General features: G+C 64.8%; 11 protein-coding genes and 1 pseudogene. 8 read left to right on the top strand and 4 right to left on the bottom strand.

Going from position 1 to position 13,367, the window contains the following annotated elements; genetic code table 11:
• Positions 1-49: 49 nt before the first annotated feature.
• A complete protein-coding gene (locus ACQP10_RS25495; protein ID WP_433539860.1) occupies positions 50-1,456 on the top strand; it encodes a replication initiator in 1,407 nt (468 codons plus the stop codon).
• A 106-nt stretch (positions 1,457-1,562) separates the two neighbouring features.
• On the opposite strand, the gene ACQP10_RS25490 is transcribed toward ACQP10_RS25495, so the two are convergent.
• Entirely contained in the window at positions 1,563-2,147 is a 585-nt protein-coding gene (locus ACQP10_RS25490; RefSeq protein WP_433539859.1) for an HD domain-containing protein, read from the bottom strand.
• Positions 2,148-2,158: 11 nt separating this feature from the next.
• On the bottom strand, positions 2,159-3,217 hold the full coding sequence (locus ACQP10_RS25485; protein WP_433539858.1) for a helix-turn-helix domain-containing protein: 1,059 nt from the start codon (positions 3,215-3,217) through the stop codon (positions 2,159-2,161).
• A gap of 534 nt (positions 3,218-3,751) precedes the next feature.
• Here ACQP10_RS25485 and ACQP10_RS25480 point away from each other — a divergent pair.
• The 3 genes from ACQP10_RS25480 to ACQP10_RS25470 are packed head-to-tail and all read left to right on the top strand — an operon-like array spanning position 3,752 to position 4,403.
• Positions 3,752-3,946: a hypothetical protein gene (locus ACQP10_RS25480; RefSeq protein ID WP_433539857.1), complete on the top strand. Its 195-nt coding sequence runs from the start codon at positions 3,752-3,754 to the stop codon at positions 3,944-3,946.
• A complete protein-coding gene (locus ACQP10_RS25475) occupies positions 3,943-4,239 on the top strand; it encodes a hypothetical protein (protein WP_433539856.1) in 297 nt (98 codons plus the stop codon). Before ACQP10_RS25480 ends, ACQP10_RS25475 begins: the two co-directional genes overlap by 4 nt.
• The gene (locus ACQP10_RS25470; protein WP_433539855.1) at positions 4,209-4,403 is read left to right on the top strand and encodes a hypothetical protein; all 195 of its coding nucleotides are present in this window, start codon (positions 4,209-4,211) and stop codon (positions 4,401-4,403) included. The genes ACQP10_RS25475 and ACQP10_RS25470 overlap by 31 nt, the downstream gene beginning before the upstream one ends.
• Positions 4,404-5,730: 1,327 nt before the next feature.
• Here ACQP10_RS25470 and ACQP10_RS25465 read toward each other — a convergent pair.
• Positions 5,731-7,509: an AIPR family protein gene (locus ACQP10_RS25465; RefSeq protein ID WP_433539854.1), complete on the bottom strand. Its 1,779-nt coding sequence runs from the start codon at positions 7,507-7,509 to the stop codon at positions 5,731-5,733.
• Between the two features lie 701 nt (positions 7,510-8,210).
• Here ACQP10_RS25465 and ACQP10_RS25460 point away from each other — a divergent pair.
• Both ACQP10_RS25460 and ACQP10_RS25455 read left to right on the top strand, forming a co-directional pair.
• Complete coding sequence (locus ACQP10_RS25460; RefSeq protein WP_179827520.1) at positions 8,211-8,681, top strand: NUDIX hydrolase; 471 nt, start codon at positions 8,211-8,213, stop codon at positions 8,679-8,681.
• 290 nt (positions 8,682-8,971) lie between these two features.
• Entirely contained in the window at positions 8,972-9,805 is an 834-nt protein-coding gene (locus ACQP10_RS25455) for a class I SAM-dependent methyltransferase (RefSeq protein ID WP_433539853.1), read from the top strand.
• Between the two features lie 133 nt (positions 9,806-9,938).
• On the opposite strand, the pseudogene ACQP10_RS25450 reads toward ACQP10_RS25455, so the two are convergent.
• Positions 9,939-10,043, bottom strand: a pseudogene (locus ACQP10_RS25450) (IS5/IS1182 family transposase); the annotation flags it as partial.
• A 478-nt stretch (positions 10,044-10,521) separates the two neighbouring features.
• Between ACQP10_RS25450 and ACQP10_RS25445 the strand changes: the two are divergent.
• The gene (locus tag ACQP10_RS25445; RefSeq protein ID WP_346022743.1) at positions 10,522-11,844 is read left to right on the top strand and encodes a sensor histidine kinase; all 1,323 of its coding nucleotides are present in this window, start codon (positions 10,522-10,524) and stop codon (positions 11,842-11,844) included.
• A 151-nt stretch (positions 11,845-11,995) separates the two neighbouring features.
• Positions 11,996-13,327 carry a helix-turn-helix transcriptional regulator gene (locus tag ACQP10_RS25440; RefSeq protein ID WP_433539852.1) on the top strand — a complete coding sequence of 444 codons (1,332 nt, stop codon included), beginning with the start codon at positions 11,996-11,998 and terminating at the stop codon, positions 13,325-13,327.
• Positions 13,328-13,367 lie beyond the last annotated feature (40 nt).

The raw sequence follows: 13,367 nt of genomic DNA, 5'->3' as shown, positions 1-13,367 counted from the left end.
CGCAGGACGCCGGTTCCCGGCCCGATGAGGTGCGCGGGAGGGACGCCGCGTGAACCACGCGCCTTCCCTCGCCCCTGACATGCTGGCCGCGCTGCACCGTGCGGCCATGCCCGACTTCGCCCGGTGGCAGCGCATGGCCTACGCCACGGGCGGGTGTGCCCAACCCGTCCGGCTCCACGGCGAACGGCTGACCGTGGACGCCCGGACAGGGGAGGTTCTGGACGTCTACCGGACCGCCGACGAACCCACGGGCTTCCTGCTCACCGCCTGCGGCAACCGGCGGGCCTCCCGGTGTGCGGCCTGCTCGGAGACCTATCGGGACGACACCTATCATCTGATCATCTCTGGCCTGCGGGGCGGCAAGGGCGTTCCCGAGGACGTCAGCGGACATCCCCGCGTGTTCGCCACCTTCACCGCTCCGTCCTTCGGCGCGATCCACGCCCATCGGGAGCGGAACGGGGTGACCCTGCCGTGTCGCCCTCGGCGGAACCGTCCCGTGTGCGAGCACGGGGAGCCGGAAGGGTGCGGCAGGCGTCACGAGCGCGACGACCCGCAAGCCGGGCAACCGCTCTGCCCGAGCTGCTACGACTACCGGGGCGCGGTGCTGTGGAACGCCCACGCGGGGGAGCTGTGGCGGCGCTTCACCCAGGCGCTTCCGTCCGTTCTCGCTCGGCTGCTCGGCGTGAGCCGGGCCGCGCTGCGCCGTACGCTGCGCCTGTCGTATGCCAAGGTCGCCGAGTACCAGGCGCGCGGCCTGGTCCACTTCCACGCCGTGATCCGTCTCGACGGACCCGAGGGGCCGGCTGACCGGCCACCGGACTGGGCGACCGTCGCACTCCTCGATCGGGCGATCCGTGAGGCGGCTGGACAGGTCGTCGTCCCGGCGTCGGACGGCCCGGCCCCGGTCCTGCTGCGGTGGGGCGATCAGCTCGACGTCCGGCCGGTGTACGTCTCCGCCGATGTGGACGGGGTCACCGATCAGCGGGTGGCGGCCTACGTCGCCAAGTACGCGACCAAGGGGGCGGAGTCCGCGGGGACGGTGGACCGCCCGATCCGCCGGGCCGAGGACATCGCCGGACTGGCCGTGACCGAGCACGCCCGGCGCATGATCCTCACCTGCTTCGCGCTGGGCCGCCTGCCGGAGTACCGGGACCTTCCCCTGCGGCAGTGGGCGCACATGCTCGGCTACCGGGGCCACTTTTCGACCAAGAGCCGCCGCTACTCCATCACCCTGGGCGACCTACGGCAGGCACGCGCCGACTACCGGGCCGAACAAGCCCGCTCGATCCTCGGTCTCCCGACCCCGGAGGGGCAGGAGACGGTCACCCTGTCCCAGTGGCGCTACGCCGGAAACGGCCTGCGACACGGGGAAGCCCTGTGGGCCGAACTCGCCCGGCAGCGCATCGCCACCGCCCGCCGGATCGCCCGTGAACGGAGCGCTCCTGTTCCTGACTGAGACACCGATGGACAGGGGCTCTACATCACGTCGAACCGGCATCGACTGTTCACATGTAAGGGCGGGGACTGGAAGCGGCGTCGGGGCCTGCCACTCGTCGCGCCTGTCAGGTGCCCTGGTCTCCGTTCAAGAGACGGGTCATCCACTCCAGGGAGCCGGTGCTGAGCGCTTCGTCCGCGAGGCGCTTGGCGGACGCTGTCTTGAGAGCGGCAAGGGAGCTGTCGATCCACGGTTGGACGTTCTGGTGTCCCTGTTCGCGGTACTCAACGGCCTGGATCAGACACTCCAGCTTGTCGGCGTCCCGGGCACAGACGGCCTCCAGGCTCGTCTTCTCTTCGTACTCGCCGACAGCGCCATTGATCATCTGTGCGACGGTTTCAGGGGTGCCGTGTACCTGGTCAGCGGTGACCTCCTCGTTCGGCGCGGCCTTCAGGTAGCGCTTGCCGATGTAGGGGATGTCGGTGACGCGGGTCTCCTGGGTGTCGTGGAACAGGCTCATGAATGCCGCGCGTTCCGGGTTGCCGCCTTCCATCGCGGTGATCACGCTGGCGATGATCGCGGTGCGGAAGGAGTGGTCGGCGATGCTCTCCGGATCCCGTACCCCTGCGATCAGCCACCCCGTGCGCTTGTACCTCTTGAGTAGGCCGATCTCGTACAGCAGATCGGTCACCTTGGCCAGTTCCTCTGCCATGCCGTCTCCTTTCATCCTCGGTGGATCATGCGCAGAGCGTAGATGATCGCTTCAAGTTCTCGCTGGGACTGCGGCGATACGGTCGCCTCCTCCAAGACGCGAGTGGTCGCCTCTTTGAGGTCGTCGGCGGTGCGCGGATCCAGCGTCGAAGGGCGCAGCATGACCAGTGCCCACAGGGTGTGAGCGACTACGTCGGCGTAGGGGTTGGTGGAGTACAGCTTGCCGATCAGGTGTCGTAGAAGTTCGGTCCCATGCCAGGTATCCGGCTTCAGCTCGATCATGAACGTGTCGTTCAGCTGCGGCTCGTTGATCTCGCCGAGCCAGTAAGCCCAGTAGTTGAGGTTGGCGATCTCGCAGACTTCATCGGCCAGGTTGGTCCTGATGAAGTGTTGTAGGCCCTCACGGTCACCGAGCCGAGCCAAGGAGTGGGCGCCGGACCGTACGACCGCCCATGACGGGGTCCACTCATGGCCTCGGCTCATCCGGCGTTCTTCGGTGCGTTGCATGGCCGTAAGCCAGTCTGCGGTGTCGTCGCTGTCGTCGAAGCTGGCCACATAGTGGGCTTGGCGGCGCAACAGCATGCCGTCCACGCGATCGACGTCAGCGCCTTCGGCCACGCTCTTCAGGTGTTTGAAGAAATGCGCGCGCTCATCCGGCAACAGGGCCGGCGCTGTCGCGACCGGCCCGCGACGTCCGGTTGTTCTGATGGCTCCGGCCAAGCCGGAAGGGGCCGTGGTGGTGAACGGCCAGGCGACAAGGTCGGTGAAGGGGCGTGTGATCACCCATGATGCGAGTGGGTGATCTACGGCCGCGGGTTGTTCCGCCTTGGCGCTCAGTACGTAGCCGACGAACCGATCCGCCTCAAGGGCCATGTCCAACTGCGCCAGCAGCCGGGGTTGTGCGCCGAATCGAAGCAGGGAATGCCGTAAAGACAGGTATGCGCCGGTAGAGATCGCCATCAGCGGGCGGCGTCCGGATTCCCACCCTTGAAGCGTCGTGGTGTCGATGGCCAGATGCTCGGCGAACTGCTCCTGAGTGAACCCCAGACATTCCCGGATGACCTTGAGCACATAGCCGGAGATGCGACCTTCTTTAGCGTGTCCGCCGTTACCCCGACTGGCGGTCAGGGCTGCCGTCCTACGGGAAGTCGTCACGCGTGGTCACCGCCGTCGTACTCGTACTTCCGGTCAGTTCTACGGAGTCCGAGCTGTCCTTAGCGTTGCAGCAGCACGGACAAGCCCATTCAGCCTATCCCGCGAGGGTCTGGGGCGACCGCTGATCCAGGTGAGAACAATGGATCTCCACCCAGACCCAAGATCATCAGAGATGTTGCCGGTAGCTGGGCGTATCGCCCATTTCGGATCATCTTCGCTGGCGGCGGGAATGGCGGACCTGCCGGAACGACACCACTCGCCCGGCAGGCCCTTGACCGCACTCTGGAGGTGCGATCCATGGAGCACTCTAAAGCCCTGCCGCCGGGTGAGGCGACACTGGCTGACCAGGCGCAACCGGTCCCCCTCACAAGACGGCCCGTCTTGGGGACGGTGTAGGAAGACCGCTACATCCATCTCGTCCGGCTGGCATGGGACCTGCGCGGGCTGGGGGTGGCGACGCGGCTTGAGCTTCCGCTGACCGAGGAGCCGCATCTGACAGCGCAGGGGGTGAAGCGGTCGCTTCGAGTGACCGCCCGCAGGCTCGGTGATGACTGGGTCTACCAGTGGGGCCGGGGCCGTAACCAGTGGATCGACGCCCTTGACCACAAGGCGGCCCAGACCATTCGCAAGGCGGCGGCGCGGTGAGCCGGGAAGCCGTCTATGAGGCGTTCGAGGCGATGCTCCAGCGCTGGAACGGGCTGCGGTTCCTCGACCACCGCGACTTCTATGGCGTGCCGCAGTCCGCGTCGGACGCGCGCCACTGGGTCCTGAACGTGCTGAGCGCGCACATCACGGCCTCGGCGGAGGTTCTGGAGACGGTAGAGCTGCTGGTGAGCGAGGTCGTCACGAACTCGATCTGCACAGCGACTCCGGTCACCCTGACGAAATCATCACGGTCGGCATCGGCTTGGGGGACGGCCTGGTCCACATCGAGGTGATCGACAAGGGCTCACCCGTCAACGTCCCCGCGATGCGTCCCGCCGACAACGACAGTCTCGGCGGGCGGGGCCTGGCGTGGGTGGACTTCCTGTCCAGCGGATGGGGCACCGACTACGACCCGGAGATAGGCCGTGCGGTCTGGGTGCAGCTCACTTACCGCTGACCCCCTGAGAGCTGGTGCAGCGGTGCGGCCTTCCCCCGTAGTCGTGCCGCCGCACCCGACCGGCAATGACCGTGATCACGTGGCCCTGTCATTCGGTGGCAACCCGATCCGTACCGCAGGGCCTCCCAGGCCCGAGGAGCGGAAGCGGGGCGGCAGGCTTGCCCTTTCCTCGGGAACATCGTGTGCCTGGTGGACGTGCAGAGCGGAGACGGCCGGCGCAATGCCGAAGGCACCCCGAAGGGCCGCGTAGCGGTTGGGCCGGCGGTCGCAGCGGCGGCAGCGCGTACCAGGGGCGGCGGGTGCGGTTCGATACGGCGGGCGCTCGGTACGGCGGGCGGCGGGGTCTGCCCGCTCCCGCCGGGCGGGCGCGGGCCGGGACCGGCCCCCAAGGCCGCATGCCCGGTCCCGATGTCCGCGCGGCGGGAGCGGGCACGCCCCGCCGTGCCACGGCGCGAAGCGCTGCCGTACTCGGCTCCCTGGCATCCTGCTTGCAAAGGGGGGCCGGTTATGAGCCGGTAGAATAGCTACCATAGTGCTGTGACCAAAAGATCCGTGCCGTAGAGCCAGCCGCTCCGAGGAGCGTAGCCCCGGGACAGTTCAGGCTTTCTGCTTGACCGATATGGCGATAGCTACAGGACCTTTTCCGGCCTAGCTAAAACGGCATGACCCGTCAATACAGGTTTGCGTGCTCGGAGGGGAAAGAAATCTCCCTAGCTGGCTGCAGGAGCGGTCACTACGTTATTGGTGTGGCGCGAAGGAAAAAGAGTTTTATAGAAAAATATTGGGGCTATGTTCTACTTGCGGCTCTTGCTGCCGCTTGGTGGATCGTAGACGACAAGGGGAAGGTGGCCCCTCTCTTAATTGCGGGCTCCATACTCGCGATCATTTATTTCCTTTTTAGAGTTCCCCGGACTTGTGGGGCCGCAGGCCGTCAAGGCCCATGCAGGAACAATGCTCAGGGCCTTCTGTTTGGCTGCAATCAGGTCCGTGAACACAAGCGGCAGAATCTTGCTCGTCGACTGGGAAGGGATCGTTGGCGTCGGCTAAATCGAGGGCTCTGGGCCACACCTAAGGATGCAATGGCAACACTGTCTTGCTTGGGTGCGACGGGATCTGCTTTAGCGGCGACAATGGCAGTTATCCTGGATCGTGGGTAATTAACGCTAAGAGGCTTTCCTGTCGTTCGTTAGAGCGATGTGGCGAGTCGACCTCAAGAAATCCAGGATCGCCATGGATTTAATTTAATTGCAACGTAGGGCTTCCGTGCTCGCCACGCCGGATCGACCCTCGCATTCTATCTTAACTAGTCTTGAGCTCGTCGTGAATCTTAGGAATTTTCGATCTTTTGCATGAGGTGTGCGATTAGTTCCTGAGTGAATCGCTCTCGCTTGAGCCGGTCTCGTGTCGGAAATTTCCCTTCCGCAGCGGCCATGACACTTTCCGCGGCACTGCGAAACAAATCGACTTGATCGGGTTGCTTCAAGGCGTTGATGAGCATTTCGCTTTGAGTTTCACATTTTCGTGCGTTCAGGGCAGCCGATGGTCCATTGAGTACCTGATACTTATAGGCCATGAGAATGTGATAACGAGCTGGCTTGTAGACGGGGTCCAGCCCTGCCCTAAAGGCATTCTCTATGCGATATGCCGCATAGGCACTTGCGACGTACGGGAGGAGCTTATGCTCTTCTTGAAAGATGGATTTGCCTACCTCAGCATACAAGCGAGCAGGGTAGCGAGCGGCTGCATGCGGGCTATCGAGGAATACAGCTGATATTGCCCGCATTTGATCACTGATCGTTACTACTCGCCTCTTCGTCACCGCCGCACTATAGAACTGCCCACTGCGACGTTCATAAGTCAGATTTACCTCTGGTGTATCGAGGGTGTAGAAATCTTCTAGCTTTTTTTGGAACTTGGTAAGTGCCACCAAGTCGTTTTCATGAACTTCAGTCTGAGAGTTGGTTGCTCTAATGATGCGCGTAGCGACATCTTCGTCGCTAGTAATAACTAGGCGAATAGGTACATATACTGAAGCAATTCGATCTTCCAGCATATCCCTGGACAAGTATAGGCAATGACTAGTTTGGCACCCGTTGACTATCTGAAACCCGGATATTGCCACAGCATCACCAGGCTTCGGCGAGTATGACGATGCAACAACCGTGATGCCGTTATTCAGTACCGGCAACAGATCGCGTTCGTGGGTGGAAAGAGTGCTAAGAATCTGCCGATTGACCGGGTTGTCCTCCCCCTTAAATCCTCGAACGTTATCATAGAAAACACGCTCGTCTAAGGTTCCATCCGTGCCCTGCACCAATTTTAGGAGTTCGGCTACCGAGACAACTCCCAGTATGGCTTGGTCTACGCCAGGCATCTCGGGGAGATTAACTTGCTTCTTGAACTGGATCTCTACCTCGTTCGCATGATTCTTCTTTGACCAAGCCTCATGAAGTTCATCTGCCCCGTAAACGTTAACGAATACTCTTCCGAGGAATCCAAGGTTTGCTATCTGGCTTTGGACGGAGGCGGCTCGATCCTGTACCACGGGATCTTCTATGGAGCTCTTTGAAGCAGTTGTAACAAATGTTAGATATACAGCGGGAGGATGCCGAAGACTGGTAGCGAAATCCTCAAACACAAGCGCAAACGCGCTTGCAAGCTCTTCCAGGCGAGGGTAATTCGAGAATCCGCCCTCATTGCTGAGGAACTTCTTTGCTGTGTCGCCAAAGCCGAGAATATCGACGCTCGATATGGAAGTGGACTGCTTTGCCTGAATGAGATACAGTGAAACGTCAATTTGCGAAGCCTGGCTGCATATCTCCCTAACATCGTCAGTGTCACGTGCTAGTTGGCCATTGATTTCCAGCGCTATTATGTCGATTCCTATACTGCCTGCATCCAATAAGAAGTCAGTCTTCTCCGACTGTGAGATCAGTTCGTCAGGGAGAATTAATGTAGCGCTAAATAATTCAAAAGCGTCAGACTCTTCCAGTGACGAAAGCTCTTCGGTTTCTCGAAACTTTTTAAAAAGACCTTTGATCAGTGGATTCATTAAAATTCCAATGCGGAGATATTTTATTGAGAGTGCGTATTTGTAGCTGATCATATCGCTACGAAACGTGCTTGTCCCGGACTTCGACTAAACAGGCGGGGCCTAGTTTTCTATGCCACCGCGTCGCGCTTCGGGGTTGCGCTCCTGGTGCGCTGGTCGAGGTGGTCTCCACCACTTCAGTGATGCCTGTGACCAGGATTCTGTGGATCACTGGGGCTGTGCTCGATATGCCATGGGTCAGTCATACCGAGACGGGGCCGGAGAGGTTACGTGCCCGCCGGCGCCCATCGGGCGGCGGCTTGATCGTGTAGTGAAAGTCCTCGCCGGATCGGCTCTTGCATGACGGCCGTCAGACCTTCGGCGAGTGGGTGAGGCGATGTGCCCTGGAGCGAATCGGCAGCTCAACGGGGGCTTCGTCGCCGTAGAGGTCGGCGGGGGAGCGGGGTCAGGCGGCCAGGGAGAACTTCCCGCATGAAGTGAATCGCTTGTTGTAGTGATTCTGCATGGATGCGAACTTCGTCCAGCCATTGATCTCGGCGGTGTCGAAGGGAGGAGGACCCACCGCACCACCGCCGGGGCATCGGTCGGCCGTCCGCTCCTCAGCCGGCGCTCACCATCCCGTCCGGGACGTGACCATGACGAGGTCGTTCACCGCAGGACCACCGCTGGGCGCCACCTGCCCCGTTCTCCGCCGAGCGGTCAATCAAGATCAATAATGAATGCGCGGATCTCGGGCGTTGGGATAGCGTGCGGCGGTGAGCTTCCGACTGGCGGCGTACGCCGTGTGCATCGAGGACGGACGGGTGCTGCTCGCCCATTGGGCAGGTCCGAAACGCGAGCGGCACTGGACGCTTCCGGGTGGGAAGGTCGAGCACGGGGAGGACCCATTCGACGCGGTCATCCGGGAGGTCGCTGAGGAGACCGGTTGTGACGGAGTGGTCGAACGCCTGCTGGGTGTGGATTCGAGAGTGATCCCCGCGGCCGACCGCTTGCCCGGCCTGCCCGAGCACCAGAACGTCGGCATTTTCTACCGGGTCGGCATCACCGGTGGCCGACTCCGGCCTGAGCCGAACGGCGAGACCGTCGAGTCGGTCTGGACCCCGATTTCCGACGTTACGCGCCTTCGCCGGTCATCACTGGTCGATGTCGGCCTCGCCCTGGCACAGGCCCTTCCGGCAACCGGCCATGTCGACCCCGTCCCGGTCGGTGGTTTGATCCAGCACTGAACGTTTTCGTCCAGGGCGGTGATCATCTTCGACGGCTTGCAGGACGGCGACCGCCTGGGCCATCCCCGTCGCGTGGCGAGGACAGCAGAGCAGGCGGGTCAGGGTGGCTGATCTTCTGGGCACAGGCGCAACGTGGCGGATGGGCATGCTGAACTCCAACGCGGTCGAGGCAGTCTTTTTCGTCCTGAAGTGACAGCTCATAGCGGGGTGGACGAAGGAGGGACGGCGGACGAACAAGGCCCGATCAAATCGTTCGCCTCGGCCGCCGGGCGATGGATAGCGTGTCCGCTGTGAGGGACGAGGTCTACCGCTACAACGAGGAACGCTGGGAAGCCCTTGCGGAGGCGGACGCTTTGTTCACCCGTCCCAGGCTCGACCTGGACGCGGAGGAGGCTCAGGCTTATCTCGGCCTGGGCAGGCTGGGCATCCCCCGCGACCTGGCGGGCCGAAAGGTGCTCTGCCTGGCAGGAGGAGGCGGGCAGCAGTCCGCGGCCTTCGCCCTGCTCGGAGCTGACGTGACGGTTCTCGACATCTCCTCCGGGCAGTTGGAGCGGGACCGCTTGGCCGCTGAGCACTACGGCGTCGGCATCCGCACGATCCAGGGAGACATGCGGGACCTGTCCGCCCTCTACGACTCCACATTCGATCTGGTCTGGCATCCGTACTCGCTGACCTTCGTCCCGGACTGCCGGATCGTTTTCCGCCAGGTCGCGAGGGTCGTCGGAAAAGGCGGCCACTACTACCTGATGTGCGCCAACCCGTTCTTCGCCGGGCTCACCCACGACTCCTGGAACGGGGAGGGCTACACGCTGAGGCAGCCCTACATCGACGAGGCCGAGACCAGCTATCCCGACCAGGACTGGGTCTACGGCGGGAAGCCGGCCGGTGACCGCATCCGCCAACCCAGGGAGTACACGCAGACACTGAGCCGGATCGTCAACGGCCTGATCCAGGAAGGCTTCATGCCGACGCACCTGTCCGAGGTCCGAAGCGACGACCCGGGTGCGGAACCGGGCAGTTGGCCGCACTTCACGGGGGTGGCCCCGCCGTGGCTGGAATTCGTCTGGCGGTACCGGCCCGGCGGCACGTCCCCGGAAGGTGAGGGCGTCCAGGGGCACCGGTGACCGCGAACCACTCGAACGGAGATCGCGCGGCCACGCCACCGCTACCCTGCGATGAGGAACAGCGCGAGACAGGCCGTGACCATGATCTGAACGGGCGCCGAGATCGGGAAGGCTCCCGGCATTGACACCCCCCACCGACGCCGAAGCCGGTGGCGACTTCGGTGAGTGTCTCGCCTTTGCGCAGGCGGACGAGCACGAGTGTGGCCTGCCGGCCGGGGTTGAGACGCCGCCACGGCGAGCCGATCGCCTGGGATGTTGAGCGGACACCAGGTTTCACCTGCGACTTTCCGGGGGGTTAGGGTGTATTTGTCCGAGTTTGGTTCGGGGCTGGTGCACGGGGACCAGGGTGTTCGCGGCCAGCTATAGGTGACCTTCGGCAGTCCGCGGAGTTTCGACGCGATCACGGTCACGGCGAATGACGGTGGAAGCCGATCGGCTGGTGCCGTCCAAGAGCGGTACGCCGGTGCTGAACGTGGCGGTCGATGCGGTCCGGTCGCTGGACGGGGCGGGCGGCATTCGGCGGAACGCTCGACTTTTCCGCCGTGTACACGGCGGCTTGCCAGACAGTACAGAGGCGCGGTCATTTCACCGAACCCGCGCAACCGTTCCCAATGATCAGAGTGTCGCCTTCGGCTGGGGGGTCGGTGAAGAATCGAGAGCCCTGGGTCAGTGCTTTCCGCCGGGACATCCGTTCCTCGGTGCGGGGGCGCGCGACCGTGCTGACGGTCGTGGTCTCGGCGGTGATCCTTGCGCTCGCGCTCTTCGGGGCCGGCGTCGTGCTCCGGGGCTGGTTCAGTGATCAGAACGAGGACCTGACCGAGCGGACGGTCGAGGCGACGGTCCATGCCATCGACCGGGGCGAGCGGCGGAATCCGATCCCTGTCGGCACAGACGAGGCGTCGATGATCCAGGTCGTGGGGCTGGACGGACGGGTTCTGGCAGCGAGCGAGGAACTCCAGGCCAGACCGGCGCTGGTGGTTCCCGGCGGGAACACGTTGATCAACCGGAAGGTGTGCTCCAACCCTGGCGTTCGGTGCATGTGGGTGTACGGGGTACGCATCAGGGATTCGGTGTACGGGCAGGATGCGATGGTCCTGGCGGCTTCTCCTCTGCCGCTGCTGACCACGGGATGGGTTCTGTCGCTGATCCTGGCGGGCCTGTGGGCGGCGGTGCTGACGCTGATCGGCTGGTGGACCTGGCGGACCATCGGGCTGGCGTTGGAACCGGTCGACCGTATCCGGAAGGAGGTGGTGGAGATCGGGAAGGGCGACCTGAGCCGGCGGGTTCCGGTTCCGCCGACCGGAGGGCACATTCAGCGGTTGGCCGAGGCGGTCAACGAAACGCTCGCGCAGCGGGAGGAGGCCAACACCCGGGAGCGCAGGTTCGTCTCTGACGCTTCGCACGACCTGCGGAACCCGATCGCCGGGATACAGGCGCGGCTGGAGGTCGCGCTGGAGGAGCCCGAGGACTACCAGTGGCGGCCGATGCTGCGGGAGGCATTGAACGATCTTCAGAGGCTCAGCGCCATCGTGCACGACCTGCTGGAGTTGTCCCGGCTGGATTCACGGGCACCGATGCCCATGAAGCAGATCGACCTCGCGGAACTGGCCCGGCGGGAGATCGCCCGTCGCATGCCGGGCGTGGCCATCGTGCCCAGGCTGGAATCGGGTGTGATCGTCCAGGCCAACCCCGTCCGGCTGAGTCGCGTGCTGAACAACCTGCTGAACAACGCGGAGCGCCACGCCGGCACACGTATCGATGTCCTCGTGGCGAGGGAGGACGGACAGGCGAGGCTGGAGGTGCTGGACGATGGTTCGGGGATCCCCTTGGATGCCCGGGAACGGGTCTTTGAGCGCTTCTCCAGGCTTGCGGAGTCGAAGAAGAGGGATCCGCAGGGCACCGGGCTGGGCTTGCCCATCGCCCGGGAGATCGCCGAGATCTACGGCGGTTCACTGACGATCCAGGACAGCCGCAAAGGTGCCCGGTTCGTACTGCGCCTGCCCCTGTACCGCGAACCGTCCGGTGACGAAGCACAGTGACGGCACCCGTCGGGCCGGCGGCCGCCGTCACCTCAACCCTGGCGTCCCGGTGGCAAGACCTGATGAGAGGCCGCGACGCCCGATCCGCCGGACGTTAGAGTATGGCGCATGACGCCGCTTCGGCTCGTGACCGGCCGCGGGTAAGACCAGCATGACCGCCATCGCCCGGTTGCCGTCCGCGGGCCGGGCCCTGGCCGGGGTCGCCGGAGGCGTCGCGGTGGCCGCCCTGCTCGGGTTCCGGCTGGCCGGCCACGACGAGTTCGTCACCGACCCGGTCGGCGTACTCGCGCTGGCGGCGGGAGCGACCGGCGCGGCCGTTGCCGCCACTCGGCTCGCCAGGGTGGGCAACCGGCGGGCCGGCACGCTCGCGACCTGGCTCTGCGCCGCCCTGCTCGCCTATCTCGTCCTGGCGGCCTGGGCGGTGTGGGCGGTCACGGCCGGGCACCCGACCGCCGCACTCGCGGTCGCCGCCTGGAATTCGGCGTGGATCCCGCCGCTCGCCCTCATGCAGCTCACCGCGTCCGCGGCCATCCGGACCGGCGCGAGGGCGCCCTGGACGCACCCGGTCCTGGCCACGGTGATCGGCACGGTCACGCTCGCCAACGCGCTGCTGACGACGGCGAGCGAACCGTTCACCGGCCTGCCGACCATCGCGCCGGAGTCCTGGCGGACGGTGATCGAGCCGGTCGGCGCCTTCGCCACGCTGCTCGGTGTCCTGGCCCTCCTGCTCGTCCCGGTGACGCTGTGGCGTGCCGCGCTCGGATCGGAGGGATCCGCCCGCGCGCGGATCGGGATCGCCGCGGCCGGGGCCACCGCCGCACCGCTCACCGTCTGCTTCTGCCTCCTGCTTGCCATCGCCCGCGACCCCGGCGCCGTCGAGCCGTCGCTGGGCTCGGTCGCGTTCCTCGTCGCTCTCGCCGGAGCCTCGGCGTTCAGCACCGCCTGCGCGCTGATCGCCGCGCGCGGCGGCGTCGAGCGTCGCCAGGTGGCGATCGTCGTGCGCGGCACCGGGCTCGCCGGCGCGGCCCTGGCCGTGATCGGGACCGGAACCATCATCGCGGCCCCCGGTCTCCGGCTCGGCGCGACCTCGGTCGCGTTCCTCGTCGCGGCCGTGACGGCCGTCGTCGGCGGCGGCGCCTGGACCGGAACCGGACGGCTCACCCGGATCCTGACTCCGCAGGTCCCGCAGGCTTCGCAGGTCCCGCAGGCCCCGAACGACAAGGGCCTCGCGGCGCCGACCGGAGGGGTACCGGTCACCGGCCTGACCCCACGCGAGGCCGAGGTGCTCGCCGTCCTCGCCGAGGGCGCGAGCAACGCCGGGATCGCGGCCCAGCTCGTGGTGTCCGAGCGTACGGTCGACGCCCACCTTCGCGCGATCTTCGTCAAGCTCGGTCTCACGCCCGACGCCGAGACGAATCGTCGCGTGCGGGCCACGAGGATCTGGCTGGATCACGCCGCCGCGAACCGGGACCACAGAGGCTGAGCAAGGTCGGCTGATCTGGTCTTTCCCGAAGATAGGTGCT

The organism is Streptosporangium sandarakinum (assembly GCF_050942225.1).
Lineage (GTDB): Bacteria > Actinomycetota > Actinomycetes > Streptosporangiales > Streptosporangiaceae > Streptosporangium > Streptosporangium nondiastaticum.
Note: the sequence above shows the minus strand (reverse complement) of the source record. Positions and strands in the feature narration are given on the sequence as shown.